This window comes from Nonomuraea sp. NPDC049421 (genome assembly GCF_040677005.1).
Lineage (GTDB): Bacteria > Actinomycetota > Actinomycetes > Streptosporangiales > Streptosporangiaceae > Nonomuraea > Nonomuraea salmonea.
Genome location: NZ_JBFAQA010000020.1, coordinates 49,978 through 72,672 on the forward strand (window position 1 = coordinate 49,978; position 22,695 = coordinate 72,672).

Below are 22,695 nucleotides of genomic sequence, written 5' to 3' on the forward strand. Positions count from 1 at the left end.
GTCAGCCTTCCCGCCCTTCGGTCCCGAGGCCGAGGGGGAAGGCGTCGGGGAAGATGCCGAGCGACCGCTCGACGCTCCCGGCCGCCCGTACGCCGGGGCGCAGCAGCAGGCGGCGTACGGTCTCGGCGATCACCGGCCCGGCCAGGTGCACGCCGAGGCAGGCGTGATGGCCGTACCCGAAGAACAGCCGATGGTGGCGCGGGCGGTCGAGGCGGAACTCGTCGGGCTCCGGCACCACGTCCGCGTCGAACATGGCGGAGGCCGGCGCCGCGAGCACGAACGTGCCCGCCGGGATCACCGTGCTGCGCGGGGTGCCGGCCGCCAGGACGTGATCGCGCTCGCAGATGCGGGGGAGCAGCTTGAAGAACGGGCTGAAGCGCAGCGCCTCCCAGACGTACGGGTCGAACCGCTCGGGGTCGGCGGCGGCCTCCCTGGCCTCGGCGAGCACCTGCGGGCGCAGCAGGAGCTGCTCGACCGCCTCCACCATGGCGCCCGGCGCGCTCTCCACGAAGCCCAGCGGCAGCCCCGCCATGTTCACCACGATGCGGTCGTCGTTCACGCCGGGCGGCGAAGCCCGGACGAGGCGGGCGAACACGTCGTCGGGCAGCTCGTCCCCGGCTCTCGGCTCGTTCCCGGCCCTCAGCTCGGCGAGGCGGTCGCGCAGGTGGGCGAGCAGCTCGGCGCCCGCGCTGACGGACGCGGCCTGGAGTCGCGGATCGCCGAGGAAGTTGGCGAAGCCGTCGGAGACGACGGCCCGCGTCCACTCGCCCAGGGTCCGCGGATCGGGGCCGGGCACGCCGAAGTAACGCGCGCACACGCCGAGCGCGACCGGGCGGAACAGCCCGTCCACCGCGTCGAAGCGCCCGTCGCGCGGGGCGGCGTCGAGCAGCTCGTCGGCGAGCCGGCCGGCCAGCTCGCGCACCCGGCCCGCGTCCTGCGGGTCGAGCATGAGCTGCATCAGGCCCTTCTCCCGCCAGTTCATCGGCGTGGCGTCCCTGGCCAGCATGAACGGCGCGCCGCCCAGCGCGGCGTCGAGACGCGGCCCGAAGGAGCGTACGGAGAAGACCTCCTCGTGCGCGAGCACCTCGACGACGTCGGCGAAGCGGGTCACCACCGTGAAGGCGGGGGTGACGAAGATCGGGCGCCGCTGGCGCAACTCGGCGAACAGGCTCCGCCAGTCGGTCCGCATCCACTCGCGGACCAGGCCGAACGCGGCCATCGGATCCCTGGTGAGCGCCTCCTCGTAGCGCTCGAGATGGCCGCCCGTGGTCGCCTGATCGACAGCACCCATTCTGTGGACCTTCCGCCTGGTTTCGGAGCGTACCGAGATGATCGCGTTGTGCGATCACCACCACCCCACGCCCATTTCGCGCCGCAGGCGAGTCCATGATTTTGATTCCTCAGAGTAATCATTACGTCACTGTCAGGATATTGCCGCACGCCAGGGGCGTGGCCGTTGAATGAGGAGCCTGAATCGCCCTGACCACCCGGGAGGCAACGTGCAGCGGCCGGCCACGGCGGAGACGGTGACGGTCACCACCGGCCGCCGCCTCGCGTACCTGATCGTGCTGGTGGTCCTGCCCGTGGTGCTGCTGGCGCTCGCCGTGCCGGCCGCATGGGGCTGGGGCGTCGGGCCTCGCGACCTGGTCATCGCGGTCGTGATGTACCTGGTGAGCATCTTCGGCATCGCCATCGGCTACCACCGCCTGTGCACCCACCGCGCCTTCAAGGCGAACCGTGCGCTGCGGATCGCGCTCATGCTGGCCGGCGGCATGGCCGTCGAGGGCCCTGTGACGCTGTGGGCCGCCGAGCATCGCCGCCACCACAAGTACGCCGACCGCGAAGGCGACCCGCACTCGCCCTGGCGCTACGGCGACGGCGGCTTCGCGCTGCTGCGCGGCATGGCGCACGCCCACGTCGGCTGGTTCTACACCGCCCACCAGCGCTCCAGCCGCCGGCACTGGGTGCCCGACCTGCTGGACGACCCCGACGTACGGCGCTTCGACGCCGCCTACCCGGCGGTCGTCGTCCTGTCGTTCGCGCTCCCCGCCGCGGCCGGCGGGCTGTGGTCGATGTCGTGGGCGGGCGCGTGGAGCGCGCTGCTGTGGGGCGGCCTGGTCCGCTACGCCGTGGTGCACCATGTCACCTGGTCGGTGAACTCGATCGCCCACACCTTCGGCGACCGCCCGTTCCGCACGAGGGACCGCTCGTCCAACGTGTGGTGGGTGGCGCTGCTGACGCTCGGCGAGGGCTGGCACAACTGGCACCACGTGGAGCCGACCTGCGCCCGGCACGGCGTGCTCAAGGGGCAGCTCGACCCGAGCGCGCGGCTCATCCACTGGTTCGAGCGGGCGGGGTGGGCCCACGGCGTACGCTGGCCGAACCCCGACCGCCTGACCTCGCTCCGCGCCGAAGCACGGCCAGAGCGGCCACCGACAACGTGACCCCGGCGGCCACCGCCACGCCGGCATCGTCCAGCGCGCTGAGCACAACCAGGAACGCGCCGCGCCAGCCGGTCAGCTCGGTGAGCACTCCGCCGAGCAGCGCCCCCGTGGTGAAGCCCGCCGCCGTGATCGCGCCGTTCAGGCCGAGCGCCCGGTCGCGCAGCGGGCCCTCCGCGAACGTCGTGGTGATCAACGCCAGGGCGGCCGGCATGCTGATCGCGGTGGCCAGGCCCTGCGCCGCGCGGGCGGCCAGCAGCGTGCCCAAACCGTCGGCCAGCCCGCCGCCCAGCGAGGCGGCGCACAGCAGCACCAGCCCGGCCAGGAACATCCGCCGCCTGCCCGCCAAATCGGCGATCCGGCCGCACAGCAGCGTGAACCCGGCGGCGGGCAGCGCGTACGCGGTCGCCACCCATTGCAGGGGCGACGTTGAAGATGGAGAAGTCGGCGGTGGGCATGAACTGGGTGCCGAGCAGGAGCGTGAGCACGACTTTGTGCCGGGGCGACATCCTGACTCGTGGGTCTGCGGGCATGTCACCGCAGCCTGGCCGTCGCGGGCGGGCGTACCCAGACCCTGGTTTTCCTACGCCTGACAGGGTCAGGCTGGGACGCCACCGACGCCGTGCTCACCGCGCTCGGGCGGGCGCTGCGCCTCGACGAGGACGAGCAGGCGCACCTGCGCAGCCTGGCCCGCCCGCCGCGGGCAGCCGTACGCCGGCCGCGCCAGGAACGCGTACGCCCGGCCACCATGACCATCCTCGAATGCATGGGCGACACCCCCGCCATGGTGCTCGGCGTCCGCGCGGACATCCTCGCCTGAAACCGCCCCGCCCACGCCCTGCGCCTGCTCCGCGCGGTCTCCTAGCCAACTCGCTTCGTCGATCACCTGGTTGTCGTACGACACCGAATGTAGAGTCGCCTCGTGGCGGTGAAGCCCCCCGGAAACGCCCTGCCGTTCGGGCGAATCGTGCGCGTGGTCGCGGCGGCCGTCGTCGGCGCCCTGGCCGGGCTGGTGATCTTCGAGTTGACCAGCATCGGCGGCCGCGGCCTCTACATCGCCGCCGGCGCGGTGGCCGGGATGGCCGGCGTCGTGGTGATCCAGATCTACAGCCGCTCGGCCAGGCTGACCGAGGTCAAGCTGTCGCTCCCGCAGGTGAGCGAGCTGACGTTCGTGGTCAACAACGAGAGCAGGGACGTCGCGTGGAAGCTGTTCGTGGAGACCACGACCCGGGTCTCCACCCAGCCGCTCGACGACGACCAGGGGCTCACCCGTGAGGCGCTCTCGTCCCTCTACGGCCTGTTCGCCACCGTACGCGACACCCTGAAGGCCAGCCGCCCCTCGGTGTCCGCGCCCGGAGGCCAGACCGTCGAGCAGCTGGCGATCGCCATGCTCAACAAGGAGCTGCGGCCGTTCCTGTCCAAGTGGCATCCCCGGCTGCGCGAGTTCGAGCAGGCGCACCCCGAGGCCCCTGAGCCGGAGTGGCCGGACAACGCCGCCTGCCGCGCCGAGCTGCGTACGGTGCAGCGGCGGATCCACGACTACGCGATGGGGTTCGGCGAGCTGGCAGGCGTGAGAGATCCGGAGGCGATGGCCGGTGCCGGCAGATGAGCGCCCGTTACGCTACGACGCCTTCCTGTCCTATGCCTGGAAGCCGGACCTGCCCCTCGTCCGGGCCGTCCGCGACGCCCTGCACCGCCTGGCCAGGCCCTGGTACCGGCTGAGGGCGTTACGGGTCTTCCGCGATCAGTCCAGCATGCCGTCGAACTCCGGACTGGACCGGGCGATCAAGGACGCGCTCGACGACTCCCGGTATCTCATCGTGTTCCTGTCGCCGCAGGCCGTCGAGTCGCCCTTCGTCAACGACGAGATCCGCTACTGGCTGGCGCACAAGAGCGTGCAGACCATCCACCTGGTGCTGACCGGCGGCTCACTCGAATGGGACGACGCCGCCGGCCGCTTCAACCTGGAACGTTCCCGCGCGCTCCCGCCCGCGCTGCACGGCGTCCATGAGGTGCGGCCATTCTGGCTCGACCTGAGCTGGGTCACCGAGGCCGACCAGCTGGACCTGCGCAACGAGCGATTCCGCGGCTGCCTGGTGCAGCTTGCCGCGCCCCTGCACGGCAAGGACCCGGACGAGCTGGACGGCGAGGACGTCAGGCAGCACCGCAGGACCCGCCGGGTGGCGGCCGCGGCGGTGACCACGCTCGCCGTGCTGGCCGCGTCCACGGCGGTGGCCGCGGTGATCGCCGCCCTGCGGGCCGAGGAGGCGCTGGCCAATCTGCGCCAGGCGACCTCCCGCCACCTCGCCGGTCAGGCCCTGGCCGATCGGGATCGCGACCTGGACCGGGCGCTGCTGCTGGCCGTGCACGCCTGGCGTACCGAGGGCACTCCTGCCGCCCGCAGCAGCCTCATCACCACCGTGCACGAGGCGATGCGCGGGGTGGTCGCGTTCCCGCGCATCCGTACGGGCGACCCGATCCCCTTCGAGCTGCAGACGCTCGCCGTCAGCCCCGACGGCCGCCGGATGGCGGCCGGCCGCTATGCCGCGGCGGGCGACGCCGGCGCGCCCGCCGACGGCCGCATCTACGTCTGGGAGCTCACCGGCGGCACGGCCCGGGTTCTGCGCAGCCCGTACGAGCAGGTCGCGAACGTACGGCGGCTCGCCTTCGGCCCGGACGGCCGCCACTTGGCCGCTGAGGAGAACGAGGGTCGCGTCCTGCTCTGGGATCTCGCCACCGACCCGGCCCGCTTGGTGTGGACCGGCGAGGCCCCGATGGCCGTCGCCTCCGCCCCCGCCCGCCCGGCCTCCCCCGTGGACGTCAGCGCCGACCCCGCCCGGCCGGCATCACCGGAGGACGCCAGCGCCGACCGCCGCGTTCTCGCGGCGGCCTCCGCACCCGGCACGGTCGCGTTCGTGGACCTGATGTCGGGCCGGGTGATGGGCCGCCGCCCCGGCACGTTGTTCGAGGCGGACGGCCGGCGGGTGCTCGGGAAGAACTCGTCCGAGCGGCCCGTCGTGTGGGACCCGCGCTCGCCGCGCACCGTGACCGTGGACATCTCCGGTCCGTACGCCTTCGCCCACCTGCGGGGGAGCCGTGTCGTCCTCGTCGCCGGCGCGAAGCGGAACGACCTGCGCGGCTACGACGCGGCACGCGGCCGCATCCGCTGGCGGGTAGCCCTGCCCGGCCGCGCGATCGCCGTGGCCGTGTCCCCATCCGGCGACCGGGCCGCGGTCTGGACGCGGGACGGCACGCTCATCGTTGTCGCCACTCGCGACGGCGAGGTGCTCGGCCGCGCCCGGCGCGCCCCCGGACCCGAGCCCGCCCTCACCTTCAGCCCCACCGGGGAGTACGTCGTCGCCGCCGACTCCGGCGACGACGCCCGCCGCCAGACGCTGCTCGACGCCGCCACCGCCCGGATCCGCTGGACGAGACGCGGGGACGACGTCGTCTTCGGCCCCGGCGACCGTCGCGTGGTGATCCGCGGCACCCCCGTCCTCGTCCTGGACCTCGCCACCGACGAGATCATCACCTCCGCCGACACCGACTCATGGGACGCGACCGTTTCCCCGGACGGCGGCCTGGCCGTCCTGACCGGCGACGACGTTCACCTGATCGACTTCAACGCGCCAGAACCCCGCCTGATCGCCCTCCCCGGCCGGCCGGACACGATCTACACCGCGAGGTTCGATCCCTCAGGACGCCGCCTGGCCGGGGTGGGCGTCGAAGGCGCGGCCGTCATCTGGGACGTGCCCTCCGCGCTGCGCCCCGGCGACGTGCCGACCGCGCGGCGTACGGTCGGCGGCGGGGCGCTGAGCGGGGACACCCTGTTCCATAAGGACGCCGGTCAGGCCGTGTGGCGGCGCGACCTGCGTACCGGCACCGACGTGCCCGTCCCCGGCCTGCGCGGCGCGTCACTCCAGGAGATCTCCCCGGACGGCGCTCACCTGCTGGCGTCCCTGGGCCGCGAGTACGTGCTCTGGTCCGTCGCCGAGTCCAGGGCCGTGCTGCGCTACCCGTTCGACATCGGCACGCGTACGGCCTTCAGCGGCGACGGCCGCCGCTTCGCCCGCACCTGGTACGACTCGGGAATGCGCCGATACGTGGCGGCGATCTACGAGACCGGCACCGGCACCGCCGTGACCACGATCCCGTTGCCTGACTTCGCCCAGCCGACCGGCCTCACCGGCTCCCACATTTACACCGTCATAGCGCTGGACCACGAGGGCAAACGCCTGGCGGCCGGCCTCAGCACGACCCAGCTCCGCATCTGGGACGTGGACTCAGGCACGTCCAGAGGCGGCTGCGACGACCAGGCCGCCCATTACACCCTGGCCACCGGCTCGCTGCACTTCACCACCGACCCGCACACGATGGTGCTCAACTCCGACGACCGCACCGTACGCTTCGTGAACCCCGCGACCTGCGCGGTGCGCCGCAGCCTGCGCACCGGCAACGGCAACGCCACCCTCAGCCCCGACGGCGCCCTCATGACCACCGAGGAGCCGCTCCGGCTATGGGACACCCGCACCCTCGAACCCCTCGGCGACCCCCTTCCCTTCGACGACTGGCGTGACCACCCCCGCCCCGCCTTCACCACCGACGGCAGACACCTCATGGTGCTGACCGCCGACGGCTCGCTCCGGCGCTGGCCGGTCGCGCCGGACGAGCTGATCCGCATGGCCTGCACCATCGCCGCCCGCGAACTCACCCCCGCCGAATGGACCAGATTCCTCCCGGACAGCGACCCCCGCCCCGCCTGCGGTCAGGGCTCTTGACCGCACCGTCGGTTCGTGCCGATCTCCGCCCCTTCACTCCCTGCCGAGCAGGTCCTTCAGCGCGCGGCGGACCTTGGCGGGGGCCTTGGAGGCGAGGGTCGTCGCCTGGATCATTCCGTCGAACAGCGGCCGGGGCAGCGCCCCGAAGGCTTCTGCGATGTAGCCGCGTACGACCTCGTCGTGCCACACCCCGTACACCTCGCTCAGGCCGCGCCGAGCCTGCGTGATCATTTCGCGGGCCTCCGGGTCGCCCCGCCCGTCCGGGGCGCTCTGGCGGGCTATGCCGAGCTGGAGCAGGGATTTAAGGGTGTCAGGGTGCCGCTCGCCCAGTACCAGCCGCTGGCCCTGGAAGGCCAGGCCCGCGTGCTCGGAGACGAGCGGGAAGTCGAGCGCCCGCAGGGCGGCGCAGCTCAGGCCGTAGCGGACGCGCAGCCTGATGGGATGGAGCTCGTCCAGGACGGCGCTGGCCTGCTCGTCCGCCGCCTCCAGCACCTCCCGGCCGGCGTCGGCGTCCTGCCAGCCCGCCAGGTTGATGCCGTAGCCCACTTTTGCGCTCAGTGCGAGCGGGTTCGTGGGGCCCAGCGTGCGCTCGTACTCCTCACACAGCTCCTTCATCCGGGCGAGCTGCTCTCTGTCCACCTTGCCGAACGGCATCGGCCGATGGGCGAACGCCGCCAGCTCCGCGTCCACCAGTGCCACGGCCGCCTCGAACGCCAGGGGATGCCGCGCCAGCCCGGCGCGTTCGAAACCGGCGAGCGCCTTCTCCGCAGCCGCCCGCGCGACCCGGGGCCGGCTGGTCAACGCGTGCAACAGCGCCTTCTCCAGCAGGCGTTGCGGCAGCTCGGAAGCGGTGACCTGGGTCAGCATGGCAGTCGCGTCCTGTAGCCTGCCCCGCTGCCGCAGCGCCCGCGCCCGGTCGATGCGCATCCGGTCAGCCCGTCCGTCGGACATCCTGGGCAGTTGCTCCTCCAGCCGCTCCCAGTACGGCTCCGCCTCCGCGTACTCACCGAGCCCGTCGAGCGCGGCGGCCAGCGCATGCAACGCCCCCACCTCGGTGCGTGGCGGAGGAGCGGTGAGAGCCCACCGGGCCAGGTCGGCTGCCGGGGCGTAGTCGGCGACGGTGACGAGCAGAAGCGCGGCGCGGGTGGCGGCCGCGCGGGCGCGTGGGTCGCCCGGGCCATGGCGGTGGCGCCGTCGTTCCGCGAGGTCTCGTGCGTACCCGGCGGCGGAGACGTGGTTCCCGGCCCGCTCGTCGATCGCGGCCAGCCGCGACAGCAGGACCTCGGCGATCTCCCCGGGCAGTTCCTCCTGGCCCACCAGGTGCCGGGCGTGCGCCACCACTTCGGGCTCGAGGGCCTCGGCCGCAGGTGTGTCCGGCCGACTGTCGGGCTCGGCGATCGCCAGGTCCACGGGGTCGGACGGGGCCAGGCGTTCGGCCACCGCCCGGCCTACGGCGGCGAGGCAGCCGTGCTGGGCCGTGTCAGGCAGGGCGCGCAGCACGCGTGCGTGAACCGACACGCTCTCGCCCGCCGAGACCACGAGACACCGGCGGACCAGCGACCCCAGCGCCGGCAGAAGCCGGTCCTGCGTCTCCTGCCTGCTCCAGCCGTGCAGCAGCGCCGCCGCCCGGCTCAGCAGGCCGCTCGGGAACGGGACCGGAGCGAGGAACGACGCCAGCCCGAGCACCGTCAGGGCCGGGGCGTCGAGTTCGCGCAGGATGTCCGCGAGCACGTCGTCCGCGGCTCCGGTGACCGCACGGCGGTACTCCGCCACGGTGATCATGCCGCGGCCCGCCCGCAGCTTGGCCCCCGCCACGCGAAGGTCCTGGGGATGCCCGCCGAGGTCGCGGACGAGCCGGACCGCCTCGGCCTCCTCCCCGACCTCGTACCCGTCCTTGAGGAGCGCGAGCCCTTCCGCCTCGCGCAGCCCGTCGAGGCGTACGGGCCCGCCCAGGTCCGTGAACCGGTCCTCCCGGCAGGTCAGGACCGTGCGGACGTACCGGGAGGGGATCAGCAGTTCCCGCACCACGTCATCGGAGACTCCTTCGGGGACTTGGTCGACGACCCACAACACCGGCTCCGCCCGTTCGTTGACGCGCCCGGCGAGGTGTGAGCGCAGGTGCTCGTCATCGACGCCGTCGAGCGGGACGCGGGTGGCGGCGGCCATCTCCCTCACCAAGCGGCGATAGGCGATCAGCACTTCGGAGCCGGAGAGACCGGGGTCGAGAGCGAACCAGTGCGCGCCACCGGGGAAGGCGGCCGCGAACGCCTGGGCGTACTGGGCGGCCAGAGTGGTCTTGCCGCTTCCCGGCAGCCCGGAGACCACCGCCACCCCCATCCTCGGCCCCGGCTCGACCAGCGGCGACGCGCCCGCGTGCAGCGCGGAGTGCAACCGCCACAGCTCCGCGTACCGCTGGATCGCCCCGCGATCGGGCAGCGGCTCACCCGGCCACCAGTGCGGCGCCCTGCCGCCCGCGACCGCGCCCAACGGCCCGGGAAGCGCCCCCACCAGCTCCGCCACCTCCTTGGCGAAGCGCCGCCGCTCGTCCTCGGACACCGGTGGCCGCCGGTACTTGAGGTCACGTAACTCCACCGGCTCGACGTGCTCCGAGCCCTCCTCGGGATTGACCACGAGAATCCGCCCCTGCACGGTTCCGCTCCGCTGGGCCAGCAGGAACGCGAAGGTCAGCTCAAGTTGGCAGGCCGGGCGCGTCGCGTACGCCCGCGAGTAGTAGGCGAGCAGGACGGCCGACCTGAGAACCCCCTCGGTGACCTTCCCGGTGATGCTCTCGTGATGCCCTATGGACCGCTCGTCCATGAACACCCGAAGCTTCACCCGTCGCAGCGCCTCCGCCAGGTCCCGCGCCTGCTCGCGGTCATGGCCGGCGTAACTGAGGAAGACGTCGTACTCGTCCGCTCCCATGCCACCCTCTCGGTGCACCCACCTACGAGAATCCTCCTACAGGAGGCCTTGTCGTGCTGTGATCACGCCGAGATCTGTCCGTGAGAAGATCACCGACTCTCGGCTCTGGCAGGCAGGGCCGGGCATTCTGCGAGGAGATCATCACCAGATGAAGCGTTGGGCGTCGGTCGTGGTCCTTGTCGTGGCCGCATCGGCACTTCACGGCAGCCCCGCCGCCGGCGCGGCCACCACCGCCAAGGATCCGGCGGCGGCGATTCAGCGGCAGCTGGTCGAAGGGCGCGGTGTGCGGGTCACCGAGTACAGCACGTTCAACTCGGGCGCCACTTCCGGCTGGGAGCGGTTCAAGCCGACCAAGGGTGTCGTCGCGTTCGGTGATGGCAAGGTGGTGGCGACCGACCTCTGGGAGGCGGGCGTTCGCGTCGTCTGCATCGGCAAGCGGCGCTGGCAGCACGTTCCGAAGAAGAAGCTGCCCAAAGGCAAGAAGTGGGTCACCCTCAAATATCCTTGCGATTTCCGCCTGGGCACGGGCTTTCTGCGCTTGGACGAGCCGGACGTGCTCAGAGCCGTTTTGTCGACGACGACGAGCACCAAGGCATCGGTGAAGTACGACGGCTCGCCCACGACCCTTCACCAGGGGTCGATCTCGTTTCGCCGGCTGTGGGATGTCAGGCCGGATCTTCGCGGCGGCTCTGTGAAGGAAGAGCACGCCGACTGGGAGATCGACTGGCGGCTGTGGATCGGCAAGGACGGTCTCGTACGCCGGGCCTGGTCCAAGTGGCGCCAGCCGGAAGGTGACAAGCTCAAGGGCACGACGGGTGGCCAGGGCTGGTTCGGCTTCGTGAAGGACGTCCGCTATTCGGACTGGGGAATGAGGCTCGCCATCAAGCCCCCGCCCGCCGCCCAGACCATGGCCGCTTTATGACTCCTGGCCGCCGAAAAGCCGGTGCAGTCCCGCTGTGGCGCGGTTGAGGGCCACGAGGTCGTCGAAGAAGGAGTCGTTCCGTTCCCACGAGTTGATGATCGCCAGGATCGCCTCACGCCGCACCCTCGCGGCCTCGGGGTCGGCCAGGTCAAGCGCCATCTGCAGCTGGTCGGCGGTCAGGTCGGTGCAGTAGGCGGGGGTGCCTGCTTGCATGCGCCAGCCATCCTCGGCGGTGCCCGCGTCCACGGGGTCGAAGCCGGTGTCGTCCACCAGAGTCATCACGAGCTTCTTGGCGGCCGGGTCGGTGCCGGCGACGGGTACGGCGAGGCGGTCGGGGGCGCCGGGTGGTCTGCCCTTGTCGGCCAGCGTCGTCTGGACGAGGGCGTTCCAGGCGCGGATGACGGGCCGGCCTAGCTGTTGCTCGATCCAGACGCCTTGGGACATTCCGATGTCCTTGAGGTGGCCGTCGCGTTGGGGGAGGTGGTTCGAGGTGTCGGCCACCACGACGCCGGCCGGGAGGCGGTCGATGATCGGCCTCAGGGCGGGCACGCGGCCCAGGGGGATGGAGGTGATCAGGACGTCCACGTCGCGGCCGACCTCGTCGAGGGTGACGGGAGTGGCGCCCGACTTCGATGCCAGGGCGGTCATGCTGGACGGCCCTCGCGTGTTCGCGACCCGCATGGTGTGTCCGGCCGTGCCGAGCTTGTACGTGAGCGTGGCCCCGATGCCGCCGGTGCCGATGACGCCGATCCTCAAAACAGGCTCCTTCCAGAAAAGGGTGACATGAGCAGCTTGGCAACGGCGGGCGGGGCCGCGCGATGATGAAGGAGGCACCGGTCATTACCCTCAGGGTCATGAAACGGATCGAGGTCCGCGAGCTCGAATACTTCCTGGCCGTGGCTGACACGCTGCACTTCGCGCAGGCGGCCGAACGGCTCGGCATCGCGCCTCCGCCGCTGTCGCGGGCGATCGCGCACCTCGAACGACGGCTGGGCGCCAAGCTGTTCGAACGGACGAGCCGCCGGGTGGAGCCGACCCCGGCGGGCCGCGTGTTCGAGGTCGAGGCGCGCAACACGCTCAGGGCCCTGGACCAGGCGGTCCGTCGCGTGCAGCAGGCCGGCCGGGGCGTCCTGCGCATCGCGACCCCGCCGGGAACCGGTGCGGGGCTGCTGCGCGAGCTGGTACGCGGCTACGTCGTGCGCTTCGGCGGCGACACCGTCGAGCTCGTCTTCACCAGGAAGCAGACCACGGCGGTCCGCGACGGCCGGGCCGACGCCGCGCTGGTCTGCTCCGACGAGGAGCTGACCGGCCTGGACGTCCAGACCATCGCCACCGAGCAGCCGGTGGCGCTGGTCCCCGAGGGCCACCCGTTGGCGTCCGAGCAGGCACTGACCTCGGCGGACCTGCGCCAGGACCCCGCCTACACCGCCGACCTGCCGCCCGTCGGCCTGGACGCGCTCATCGATCTGGTGGCCACCGGGCAACTGCTGGCGGTCGTCGGTGACAGCGCCGTCGACCGGCTCGGACCGTACGTCACCGCCGTTCCCGTGACAGGGCTGCCTCCGAGGGAGGTCCTGCTGGCCTGGCCGGCCGGCTCGCACGACCCGCGCATCGACGACCTGCTGGCCGCTACCTCGTGACCAGGAGGGGGAACGTCACTCCGGTGAGATCCTCGGAGACGGCCCACAGCCGCTGCTGGAGCGGCATGTCGTAGGACTGCGGGCTGGAGGTGACGAGGCGGGGGTGGCCCATGATCTGGTTGCGTCCGCCGGGGCCGTAGTACTGGCCGCCGAGCACGGCGGGGTCGGTGGCGGCGCGCAGGGTCGGCAGCGCGCCCATCGCGGGGGTCTGGAGGACCAGCGGTGCGAGCCCGTTGACCACGGGCCGGAGAAGCGCGGGGGTGTTGCGGGCGAGTTCGGTGCTGGACCCGCCGGGGTGGGCGGCCACCGCGACGGTGGTGCCGTGCGGGGCGAGCCGGCGCTGCAGCTCGTACGTGAACAGCAGGTTGGCCAGCTTGGACTGGCCGTAGGCCCCGACCCTGCTGTACGAGCGCTCCCATTGCAGGTCGTCGAAGTGGATCGCGGCCCTGATGCGGTGACCGGTGCTGCTGACCGTCACCACGCGGGAGCCTGGCACCGGCAGCATCAGGTCGAGCAGCAGCCCGGTGAGCGCGAAGTGGCCGAGGTGGTTCGTGCCGAACTGCAGCTCGAAGCCGTCGCGGGTGGTCTGACGAGGGGTGTACATGACGCCCGCGTTGTTGATCAGCAGGTCGATGCGGCCGAACCGGGACCGCAGCGCGGCGGCGGCGGTGCGTACGGAGTCGAGCGAGGTCAGGTCCAGCTCCTGGACGGTGACGTCCCCGCGCATACGAGCCGCCGCCTGCGCGCCCTTGGCGGTGTCGCGTACGGCGAGGACCACGGAGGCCCCGCGCTCGGCCAGCGCCTTGGCGGTCTCGTAGCCCAGTCCGGTGTTGGCTCCGGTCACCACGGCGACGCGCCCGTGCTGGTCGGGGATGTCAGTCGTCGTCCATTTCGCGCCCATGCCGGGCTCCCATCTAACGTACCGAAGGTATCTTCCGCCCATGACAGTAAAGTACCGTTGGTACGGTGTCAACGTACCGACGGTACTTAAGTTAGGCTGGCGAACGTGAGTTTCCAGCGGGCCCGGACGGAAGAGCAGCGGGAGATCCGCCGACGGGCGATCCTCGACGCGGCGTCGGCGATGCTCGACGAGATGCCCGTCGCCGACGTCACTCTCAACGAGCTGAGCCGCCGCGCGGGCCTGGCCAAGCCCAACGTGCTGCGCTACTTCGAGTCCCGCGAGGCGGTGCTGCTCGAGCTCCTCGACCGTTTCCTGCGGGAATGGCTGGTGGAGCTGGAGGGCGAGCTGGCCGCCGGGGTCGGCGACGACCTGCCCATGCCCGAGCGGGCGACGGCGGTGGCCGGCATCCTCAGCCGCTCGCTCGCCGGCCGTACGGTGCTGTGCGACCTGTTCGGCGCGCAGGGCAGCGTCCTCGAACGCAACGTCTCCGTCGAGGTCGTCACCCGCTACAAGCGCGCCTCCCTGCAGCGCCTGGAGACCTTGACCGCCCTCACCCGGAAACACCTGCCCGAGTTGGGCGAGAACGCGACCCTGTTCAGCCTGCAGGCCATGGTGCTGGCGGGCGCGCTGTCGCCGTACGACACGCCCCCGCCCAGCCTGCAGGCCGCCTACCAGGCCGAGCCCGACCTGGCCCGCTTCCACCCGCAGCTGCGGGACGCCCTCAACCTGGCCCTCACCGCGACACTCCTCGGCGTGCTGCCCCGCCCCTGATCAGCCGAGGGGCTCTGCGGCGGGCGGCCGGGCGACGGACTCGCGCGCGCGGACGGGCATCGGCACCCGGTGCACCCGGCCCGGCCGCCCGGCGTCCCCGCGGTCGCGCTCGATCTCGGCGAACAGCACGTCCACCGCCTTGCGGCCCAGCTCGTAGTGGGGCAGCGCCACGGTCGTCAGCCGGGGCCGTACCCAGGAGGCGATGGGATGGTCGTCGAAGGAGACGACGGAGACGTCCGCGGGCACCTTGAGCCCGAAGTCGTCGAGCGCCTGGTAGGCGCCCATCGCGATCCGGTCGTTGAAGCAGATCAGCGCGCGCGGCCGGACCGTCCGCAGCAGGTCCCGCGTCGCGGCGAGCCCGTACTCCGGCAGCCAGTCGGGGCAGGTACGCGCGCCCGCCACCTTGACCCCCGCCTCGCCGAGCGCCTCGTGGATGCCGGCCAGCCGTTCCGCCGCCGCGACGCTCTGCTGGGGGACGTCGCCCGGGCCGGGGCCGGCGCCGATCAGGTAGACGCCGTCGCGGTGACCGGCGTCCAGCAGGACACGGGCGGCGTGGCGGCCGGCCTCGATCTCGTCGGGCAGGACGGCGGGCAGGGGAGTGGGCCGGTCGGGCAGCGCGTTGAGCAGGACGGCGGGTGCGGCGGTGACGGCCTTAGGCACCGTGATGGTGCGGGTGAACATCGAGGCCAGGATGAGCCCGTCGACCTGGCGGTCGTGCATGGCCTGCAGCAGGAGGCGTTCGAGCTCGGCGTCGCCCTCGGTCTCGCCGATGAACAGCATGAAGCCGCGCTCGCGAGCGGCCTCGAGGGCTCCTTTGATCATGTCGCCCGCCAGTCGTGAGGTGGCGACGGTGTCGGAGACGAAACCGATCGTCCTGCTGATGCCCGTGCGCAGGCCCACGGAGACGATGTTGGGCCGGTACTGCAGCTCCTCGGCGGCGCGCAGCACGCGCTGCTCGACGTCCTGGGAGATCCGCAGCTCGCGGCCGCGGCCGGACAGCACGAGCGAGGCGGTCGTGCGGGAGACGCCCGCAGCCTTGGCCACATCGGCCAGCGTGACCCGTCGTGGGCTCACCCAGAATCTCCGATCGTCAAGAGTGTGTTACGAGGGGTTGACATGCTACGACGCGCGTGGTGAGACTATCGGGCGCTAACCCGATTTAGCAACGGACTCCGGAGGCCTGCCGGGGTGCCGTCGTCCCCCAGCGGCCAAGGAGATGCAACATGGCTCGTCGAGTTCGCCCCGGCAGGGCCGGCGCCGCGCTGGTGATCGCCATGGGGACGCTCGCCGCCGCCTGCGCGGCCCCCGGCAGCGACAGCCCGCGGCCCGCGGCCACCAGCGCGGCGCCGCAGTCCGCCGCGCCCACCTGCGGCACGACGCCGATCACGATGAACGGCTACTTCGAGACGGGCTTCCCGCTGCCGAAGGCGCTGACCACCGAGTTCAGCAAGCAACATCCGAACGTCACGTGGAACATCCGCGAGGACCAGTTCGCGGTCATCACGCAGAACGCGCCCCGGGTGCTCGTGGACAACCCGCCCGACCTGATGCGCCTGCCCCAGGTCTCCGAGCTGGTCAAGGACGACCTGCTGAAGAACCTCGACGGTTACGCCACCGCGTTCGGCTGGGACAAGTGGCCGGCCTCGCAGCTCGAACAACTACGCCTCGGCCCCGGCGGGCGACCGCGCGGCGAGGGCTCGCTGTACGCACTCGGGCTCAACATGAGCATGACCGGGCTCTTCTACAACAAGAAGCTCGCCGCCCAGATCGGGATGTCCACGCCGCCCGCCACTCTGGCGGAGCTCGACCAGGCGCTGAAGCAGGCCAAGGACGCCGGCATCACGCCCATCGTGCAGTTCAACGGCGGCGCCACCGGCGGCCTGGCCTTCCCGCTGCAGAACCTCATGGCCTCCTACGGCCCCGCGGCGCCGATCAACGACTGGATCTACCAGAAGCCGGGCGCCACCATCGACACCCCGACCAACCTCCAGGCCGTCCAGCACCTGGAGCGCTGGATCAAGGCCGGTTACTTCCAGAAGGACGTCAACGCGGTCGACTACGCGACCATGATGAGCCGCTTCATCGACGGCCAGGGCCTGTTCATGTTCAACGGCGACTGGGAGTCGGGCAACCTCGACAAGCAGATGGCGGGCGACGTCGGCTTCACCCTGATGCCGCCGGCCGAACAGGGCGGCAAACGCGCCGCCATGTCGGCCCCGCTCACCTTCGGCATCGCCGCCGGCGCGAAGAACGCCGACTGCGCCGCCTTCTTCCTCAACTGGGTGGCCACCGACAAGCGCGCCCGGGACATCGGCGTCGAGGTCGGGGGGTCGCGCCCGATGGGGCCCGCCGACGCGTACATGCCGGCCGTCGGCGAGGACAAGGTCACCGCCGCGACCCTGGCGGCCGGGGCGGACATCGCCGAGGACGACGGCGCGATGGACTTCATCGCCAACGCCACCGGCGCCATCTACGCCAAGAGCTGGACGCCGAACCTGCAGAAGCTGGTGGCCGGCGAGCAGACGCCGGAGGATCTGCTGAAGACGGTCCAGGCCGACTACGCCGGCCAGCTCGAAGGGAACTGATCACGTTGATGGCCCGGCCCGCGCGCCGGCTGCGCGGCGCCCGCGGCGCCCGCGGCGTGGCCGGCTGGCTGTTCGTCGTCCCGGCGCTCGCCTTCTACGCGGTGTTCGTCCTGCGCCCGATCGCCCTGACCGTCCAGTACTCGCTGTACGACTGGAACGGCATCGGCGCCTCCACCTGGGTGGGGCTGGCGAACTACGGCACGGTCTTCACCGACCCCGACCTGTTCGACTCGCTGGTCAACGCCTTCCAGCTGATCGTGTTCTTCAGCGTGATCCCGGTCGTGCTGGGCCTCGCGATCGCCGCCACGATCCGCCGGATCGCCGCGAGCAGGCTCGCCCTCGTGGCGCGGACCGTGCTGTTCCTGCCGCAGGTCATCCCGCTGGTGGCCGCGGGCATCGCGTGGAGCTGGCTGCTGGCCTCCACCGGAGTGGTCAACCAGCTGCTCTCGCTCGTCGGCCTCGGCGGGGTGACCAGGGCCTGGCTGGGCGACTTCGCCACCGCCCTGCCGGCGGTCGGCATGATCGGCGCGTGGGTGCTGCTGGGCCTCTGCACGCTGCTGCTCCTGGCCGGCATGAGCAAGATCGATCCCGCACTGTACGAGGCCGCGCGCCTCGACGGAGCCGGGGCATGGCGGGAGTTCGTCTCCATCACGGTGCCCAGCCTGCGGCAGGAGATCGCGGTCTGCGTCACCGTGACCGTGATCGCCGCCCTGGCCAGCTTCGACATCGTCTACATCGCCACCCAGGGCGGTCCCGGCAACACGACCATGGTGCCCGGCCTGCAGATCTTCTACCTCGCCTTCACCGAACGCGAGGTGGGCACCGCCTCGGCCCTGGCCGTCGTGCTCATGCTTCTCGTGATCGCCTGCGCCCTTCCCATCCAGTGGTTCACAAAGGACGACAACCGATGATCACCGCAGGCCGGGAGGCCTGGACCGGCCGGCTGCTGCTCATCGCCATGATGGCGGTCACGCTCCTGCCGTTCCTCAGCCTGTTCGTCACCGCCCTGCACCCCTCGGGCACCTATCCGGCCGGTCTGGCCTGGCCGCAGGACCCGCGGTGGAGCAACTTCCTGCGGGCCTTCGAGGCCGCGAACATGGCCGAGCTGCTGAAGTCGAGCGTTCTCATCGTGCTGGGCGTGGTGCCGATCTCGATCCTGCTGGGCACCATGGCCGGCTTCGCCATCGGCCACCTGCGCGTGATCGGCGGACGCATCGTCTTCCTGCTGTTCGTGCTCGGCCTGACCCTCCCCTTCGAGGGCATCATCACGCCGCTGTACTACCAGATCCGCGACATGGGACTGCTGAACACCCGGTGGGCCATCATCCTGCCGCTCATCGGCCTGTTCATGCCGTTCTCCGTCTTCTGGATGCGGGCGCACTTCGTCAACATGCCAGGGGAGCTGTCGGAGAGCGCCCGCATGGACGGCGCCAACGTGTGGCAGCTGTTCCGGCGCATCCACGTGCCCCTGGCCATGCCGGCGATCTCGTCCCTGGCCATCCTGCTGTTCCTGTGGACCTGGAACCAGTTCCTGCTGGCGATCGTCCTGGTCGACGACCCTGCCAAGCGCACGATGTCCGGCGCGCTCGGTGCCTTCCAGGGGCAGTGGGGCACCGACATCCCGCTGCTGTGCGCGGGATCGCTGCTGATCCTGACGCCCACACTCGCGATCTTCCTCGTCTTCCAGCGTCACTTCGTCAAGGCCCTGCTGCAGGGCTCACTGAAGGGCTGACCCCGTCGTGCTGCCGCCCGCCCGCTGGACCAGCCGGCACCTCGACCTGCCGGCCGAGAGCGCCGGCGACACGGCGCCCGTCATCGGCGCCGCGTCCGTACGCCGGATCCTGCCCGGCCACGACCTGTGGGACCTGTGGCCGATCCAGGAGGAGAACGGCGCCACGAGCGTGCTCGAAGGACGCGAGCTGTGGATGGCCCTGTCGGCTCCCGCGCTCGGTCATCCAGAAAGCCGCCACGACCAGGCCAGGATCCGCCTGCTCGGCAAGATCCGCGAGCAGTGGGAGGACCTGGGCGACGCCTTCGCCGACGGCGCCTCACCGGGCAGCCGCGAGTGGTCGGGATCGGCGGTCCGCCGGCCCGACGGCACCGTGTCGGTGTTCTACACGGCCGCCGGACGGCGCGGCGAAGCACGCCCGACCTACCGGCAGAGCGTCATCGAGACCCGCCCCGCCCTGGTCGCCGGCGGTGGCGGCATAGCGCTGCGGCAGGACGCCGGGCATCGGGAGGTCCTGCGCTCCGACGGCCGGACGTACCTGCCGGCCGACGAGACGGACGGAGTGCCGGGCCGCATCAGGGCCTTCCGCGATCCGGGCTGGTTCCGCGACCCGGCGGACGGCCGCGACCACCTGCTCGTCGCCGCGTCCACCGCCTGGAAGGGCGGCTTCACCGGCGCGATCGCCCTCGCCGAGCGACGGGGCGGCACCTGGTCGCTGCTGCCGCCCCTGATCGTCGCCGACGGCGTCAACCACGAGCTCGAGCGCCCGCACGTCGTCGTGCACGACTCCTGGTACTACCTGTTCTTCTGCACCCAGCGCCACGCCTTCCACCCGGCCGGCCGCGCACCCACCGGGCTGTACGGCTTCGCCGCGCCCAGCCTGAGGGGACCCTACGAACCGCTCAACGGATCCGGGCTCGTCCTGCGCAACCCCTCCACCGCACCCGACCAGGCCTACGCCTGGCTGGTGCTGCCCGACCTGCGGGTGGTCAGCTTCGTCAACTACCTCTGCGGCGCGGGCGTGGACCCGCGCTCCGCAGGAGCCGCACAGGCACGGGCCTGCTTCGGCGGAACCCTCGCCCCCACGCTCACGCTCACCCTGGACGGCACGTCCACCTCCATCACGCCAACCGGCCGGCCTGATCAGTGAGTGCTGGACGGCGAGGCGGAGGCGCCGTGGCTGTTGTGGCCGCTGTGGCCGCCGTCCTCCTCCACCGTGCCGCCGAGCTTTCCGCTCAGCTCCTGCATGAAGGACTTCGACTTGGCCGACAGCACCCATCGATCACCTCTGAGGTAGAGGCCGCCGTACATCTCGGCGTAGTCGAGCCACTCGCGCTGGCCCGTGGCCGTGGCGAAGTCGAGGAACACGTACGGGATCCCGTCGCTGGTGCATTCGCCCTGACGGTAGTCCAGGGCCTTGAGGGTGATCGTGGCGGTGCAGCCGACCTCGGCGGCCAGTTGCTCGATGGTGTACGTACGTGACACCTCCTTCCCGGCTGCCGGCCCCGTACCTTTGCCCGCCCCGGCTTGACCGCCGCACCCGGCGAGCATGAGCGCCGAGGCGACGGCCAGGGACAGGACGGCGCCGGCCCGGCGGCGCCTCCTGACGATGCCGGCCACCCGCACCGTGCCCACCGGCGCGGCATCTCGCACGTCTCGCGGGCGGGAGACGTCCATCATGCTCTTGACCTTTCTCGCGCTGATCGCGGTCCTAAGCGGAGCGACGAGGCCGGTGTGGCCGCTCGCCCGGCCACACCGTGCCCCGCTCCTGGCCGCCGGTCGCTGCCGGCGGGGATCAGCGGCAGCGCCTGCCGCTGTTGATGCAGGTGACGACCCGCTGCATCTGCTGCTCGTTCATCAGGCTGATGAAGTCGCTGTGGTCGGTGATCGGTTTGTGCAGCTCCTCCGGGAAGCCGTCGACGGCGAAGTTTGGGCCGCGCGGCACGTTGTAGACGAGCCGGTGCTCCAGCGCCGGGATCGGCTGGAAGCCCTGCGGGCAGCTCCCGTCAGCCTCGGGGAAGGTGACGTGGGTACGGTGGTTGGCGCTGTCGATGTTCTGGCCGTCCCAGCAGCTCTGGAAGTCGAAGACCCGGACGAGCCTGCTGCCGCGCGGGCAGAGCGGGTACTTGTCGGTCAGCTGGCGGTTCTCGAACCCGGTGCAGGTCCATCCGGCGTTGTGCTCGGCTCCGTTGACCCGGGCGTTGCCGGTGATGATGCGCAGGAACTGCGGCGCCGGCACCACCTTCGCGGTCGGGTTGCCCTTGAACGTGATCTGCACCTGAACCGGGGTGAGGATCTTGCCGACGTTCAGGTCGAGACCGCCGCCGCGCTGGTCGGCGTCGAACTCCTCCTGGCCCAGTGCCCTCAGCACAGGCCAGTAGTGCGTGGACTTGTCGCCGTTGGTGCACGTGGTGCCTGCGGCGAGCAGGCTCTCGTTGGTGGACTGGTTGTTGGTGGACTCGTTGCCCACGTAGTCGTGGGTGTGCTGGGCGCCGTTGGACACGCCCGGTGCCACGATGACGTTGTCGGAGTTGAAGATCCGCCCCTCGTTACGGCCGCAGTCCACGCTGAAGGTGCCTCGGGAGCCGTTCCGCTGGGTGCGGGGGGTTCTCACGTTCGGGCGTACCGAACGGATGTCGACGAAGTCCGCGGCTACGGGCCCTCTGGCCTGCCCGCCGTTGTTGTCGCCATTACCTCCGTCGTTTCCGGTATTTCCGTCGTTGCCGTTGTTACCGTCGTTTCCGTTGTTGCCGCCATTTCCCGGGTTGCCCACCTCACAGGTCGCCAGGGTGCGCAGATCGGCCGGCGCACGGGCACCGGCTCGCTGGAAGGCGAGCGCTATGCGCTGAAGGGTGGCCGTCCGCTTGTCCTTCAGCGGTCCGAGGATGGCGTTGCGGACGAAGTTGGAGCCGCCTTGTCCTGCCGCGCGCTCCAGCCGCCGGTTCGCCTCGGCGATCTGGGTCTCCAGCTGGCGCAGGTTGCGCTGCACCTCAGCGCGGGCACGCGCGGGAATCTGACCCAGCCGGTCCGCCACGGAGGGACAGGTGATCCCACCGGTAGCGCCGGTCTCGCCGCCGTTGTCCTGCTGGCCGTCGTCCTGCTGTTCACCGTTGCCCTGACCGGCATCGTCCTGCTGGCCGCCGTTGTCCTGGCCGTTGTCCTGGCCGTTGTCCTGGCCGGTGCCGTTGCCGTCGTCGTTGCCATCGCCGGTGCCGTCGTCCCGCACGGAGCAGGTGGCCAGACCGTCCAGGCCGTTCGGAACCTGGGCGCCGGCGCGCCGGAAGGCGATCTCGATCCGCTGCAGCGCGGCCGTTCGTTTGTCCTTCAGCGGGCTGAGAATCGCGTTCCGTACGAAGTTGGGCCCGCCCTGTCCCTGAGAGGACGCCAGCCGCCGGTTCGCCTCGGCGATCTGGGTCTCCAGCTGCTGCAGGTTACGCTGCACCTCCGCCTGGGCCCGAGCAGGAACGTCACCCACCCTGTCGGCCACGGCGGGGCAGGAGATGGCCGGCGCGAAGGCTGCGCCGGATGTCGCGTTCGCCGCCGCGCCCGTGGCGCCGACCGTCAGACTGCCGCCCACGACGGCCAAGGCCGTGAGCATGCCCGCGGTTCGGCGGCGGATCCGGGACCTATGTCGAACTCTCATCACAATCCCTCTCTCCCCTCTGTAGCTGCGGCCCGGCCTGCGCACGCGTCAGGCACCAGAACGGAAGGGTTGCGGCCGATCGTCATCACGGGATACGGGGGCACGGCGGCTTAGGTTCGATGTCACTTGCTCCGCTCCGCACCACTGGGCACCGCGACGGCCCAGGATCGCAGGTCGGCGGGCGCGTGCTCGGGCGGAAATCCGGCACCGCGGCGGCTGCCCCGGCCGGGCGCCCGACGCCGGCCGCGTGATGTCGCGAGCCGGTGCCGGGCCATGCGGGTGCGGCGGGCGCCGGGTGAGCCTCATGAGCCCGCCGGCGGTGGGCGCCGTGGGTCCGCCGCGCCTGCTCTCGCGCTCGGCCCG

The 22,695-nt window shown here is 71.6% G+C and carries 19 protein-coding genes; 11 read left to right on the forward strand and 8 right to left on the reverse strand.

Going from position 1 to position 22,695, the window contains the following annotated elements:
- Position 1 precedes the first annotated feature (1 nt).
- On the reverse strand, positions 2–1,291 hold the full coding sequence (locus AB0K18_RS30170) for a cytochrome P450 (RefSeq protein ID WP_364920813.1): 1,290 nt from the start codon (positions 1,289–1,291) through the stop codon (positions 2–4).
- A gap of 208 nt (positions 1,292–1,499) precedes the next feature.
- On the opposite strand from AB0K18_RS30170, the gene AB0K18_RS30175 reads away from it, so the two are divergent.
- The gene (locus AB0K18_RS30175; RefSeq protein WP_364920815.1) at positions 1,500–2,444 is read left to right on the forward strand and encodes an acyl-CoA desaturase; all 945 of its coding nucleotides are present in this window, start codon (positions 1,500–1,502) and stop codon (positions 2,442–2,444) included.
- Here the strand turns inward: AB0K18_RS30175 and AB0K18_RS30180 are convergent.
- Positions 2,332–2,853, reverse strand: coding sequence for an MFS transporter (locus tag AB0K18_RS30180; RefSeq protein WP_364920817.1), 522 nt, complete (start codon positions 2,851–2,853; stop codon positions 2,332–2,334). The genes AB0K18_RS30175 and AB0K18_RS30180 overlap by 113 nt on opposite strands.
- A 105-nt stretch (positions 2,854–2,958) precedes the next feature.
- Here AB0K18_RS30180 and AB0K18_RS30185 point away from each other — a divergent pair, with 105 nt between their 5' ends.
- The 3 genes from AB0K18_RS30185 (at position 2,959) to AB0K18_RS30195 (ending at position 7,219) form a co-directional block, all read left to right on the forward strand.
- Entirely contained in the window at positions 2,959–3,261 is a 303-nt protein-coding gene (locus tag AB0K18_RS30185) for a hypothetical protein (RefSeq protein ID WP_364920820.1), read from the forward strand.
- A 102-nt stretch (positions 3,262–3,363) separates the two neighbouring features.
- Positions 3,364–4,050, forward strand: coding sequence for a hypothetical protein (locus tag AB0K18_RS30190; RefSeq protein ID WP_364920822.1), 687 nt, complete (start codon positions 3,364–3,366; stop codon positions 4,048–4,050).
- A complete protein-coding gene (locus tag AB0K18_RS30195) occupies positions 4,037–7,219 on the forward strand; it encodes a TIR domain-containing protein (RefSeq protein WP_364920825.1) in 3,183 nt (1,060 codons plus the stop codon). The genes AB0K18_RS30190 and AB0K18_RS30195 overlap by 14 nt, the downstream gene beginning before the upstream one ends.
- A 33-nt stretch (positions 7,220–7,252) precedes the next feature.
- Here the strand turns inward: AB0K18_RS30195 and AB0K18_RS30200 are convergent, their stop codons facing one another.
- Positions 7,253–10,141, reverse strand: coding sequence for a toll/interleukin-1 receptor domain-containing protein (locus tag AB0K18_RS30200; protein WP_364920828.1), 2,889 nt, complete (start codon positions 10,139–10,141; stop codon positions 7,253–7,255).
- Positions 10,142–10,289: 148 nt separating this feature from the next.
- Between AB0K18_RS30200 and AB0K18_RS30205 the strand changes: the two genes are divergently transcribed.
- On the forward strand, positions 10,290–11,063 hold the full coding sequence (locus AB0K18_RS30205; protein ID WP_364920831.1) for a hypothetical protein: 774 nt from the start codon (positions 10,290–10,292) through the stop codon (positions 11,061–11,063).
- On the opposite strand, the gene AB0K18_RS30210 is transcribed toward AB0K18_RS30205, so the two are convergent.
- Entirely contained in the window at positions 11,058–11,819 is a 762-nt protein-coding gene (locus AB0K18_RS30210; RefSeq protein WP_364920834.1) for an NAD(P)-binding domain-containing protein, read from the reverse strand. The genes AB0K18_RS30205 and AB0K18_RS30210 overlap by 6 nt on opposite strands.
- Positions 11,820–11,917: 98 nt before the next feature.
- Here AB0K18_RS30210 and AB0K18_RS30215 point away from each other — a divergent pair, with 98 nt between their 5' ends.
- On the forward strand, positions 11,918–12,703 hold the full coding sequence (locus AB0K18_RS30215) for a LysR family transcriptional regulator (RefSeq protein WP_364920836.1): 786 nt from the start codon (positions 11,918–11,920) through the stop codon (positions 12,701–12,703).
- On the opposite strand, the gene AB0K18_RS30220 is transcribed toward AB0K18_RS30215, so the two are convergent.
- A complete protein-coding gene (locus AB0K18_RS30220; protein ID WP_364920839.1) occupies positions 12,693–13,604 on the reverse strand; it encodes an SDR family NAD(P)-dependent oxidoreductase in 912 nt (303 codons plus the stop codon). The two genes, AB0K18_RS30215 and AB0K18_RS30220, sit on opposite strands and share 11 nt — an antisense overlap.
- A gap of 105 nt (positions 13,605–13,709) precedes the next feature.
- Between AB0K18_RS30220 and AB0K18_RS30225 the strand changes: the two genes are divergently transcribed.
- Positions 13,710–14,375 (forward strand): TetR/AcrR family transcriptional regulator, encoded by a 666-nt coding sequence (locus tag AB0K18_RS30225; RefSeq protein WP_364920842.1) that lies wholly within the window; start codon positions 13,710–13,712, stop codon positions 14,373–14,375.
- On the opposite strand, the gene AB0K18_RS30230 is transcribed toward AB0K18_RS30225, so the two are convergent.
- Positions 14,376–15,449 carry a LacI family DNA-binding transcriptional regulator gene (locus tag AB0K18_RS30230; protein ID WP_364920844.1) on the reverse strand — a complete coding sequence of 358 codons (1,074 nt, stop codon included), beginning with the start codon at positions 15,447–15,449 and terminating at the stop codon, positions 14,376–14,378. It lies immediately after the preceding gene.
- 149 nt (positions 15,450–15,598) lie between these two features.
- Between AB0K18_RS30230 and AB0K18_RS30235 the strand changes: the two genes are divergently transcribed.
- From AB0K18_RS30235 to AB0K18_RS30250, 4 genes are read left to right on the forward strand one after another with little or no spacing between them, the layout of a single operon-like run.
- The gene (locus tag AB0K18_RS30235; RefSeq protein WP_364920846.1) at positions 15,599–16,960 is read left to right on the forward strand and encodes a hypothetical protein; all 1,362 of its coding nucleotides are present in this window, start codon (positions 15,599–15,601) and stop codon (positions 16,958–16,960) included.
- A gap of 8 nt (positions 16,961–16,968) precedes the next feature.
- Complete coding sequence (locus AB0K18_RS30240; protein ID WP_364920850.1) at positions 16,969–17,871, forward strand: sugar ABC transporter permease; 903 nt, start codon at positions 16,969–16,971, stop codon at positions 17,869–17,871.
- Positions 17,868–18,692: a carbohydrate ABC transporter permease gene (locus AB0K18_RS30245; RefSeq protein WP_364920853.1), complete on the forward strand. Its 825-nt coding sequence runs from the start codon at positions 17,868–17,870 to the stop codon at positions 18,690–18,692. Before AB0K18_RS30240 ends, AB0K18_RS30245 begins: the two co-directional genes overlap by 4 nt.
- Positions 18,693–18,699: 7 nt before the next feature.
- Positions 18,700–19,839 carry a glycoside hydrolase family 68 protein gene (locus AB0K18_RS30250; protein ID WP_364920856.1) on the forward strand — a complete coding sequence of 380 codons (1,140 nt, stop codon included), beginning with the start codon at positions 18,700–18,702 and terminating at the stop codon, positions 19,837–19,839.
- Here AB0K18_RS30250 and AB0K18_RS30255 read toward each other — a convergent pair.
- Together AB0K18_RS30255 and AB0K18_RS30260 are read right to left on the reverse strand one after the other, a co-directional pair.
- Entirely contained in the window at positions 19,833–20,369 is a 537-nt protein-coding gene (locus tag AB0K18_RS30255) for a hypothetical protein (RefSeq protein ID WP_364920858.1), read from the reverse strand. The genes AB0K18_RS30250 and AB0K18_RS30255 overlap by 7 nt on opposite strands.
- A gap of 115 nt (positions 20,370–20,484) precedes the next feature.
- The gene (locus AB0K18_RS30260) at positions 20,485–22,377 is read right to left on the reverse strand and encodes a DUF1996 domain-containing protein (protein WP_364920861.1); all 1,893 of its coding nucleotides are present in this window, start codon (positions 22,375–22,377) and stop codon (positions 20,485–20,487) included.
- Positions 22,378–22,695: the final 318 nt, after the last annotated feature.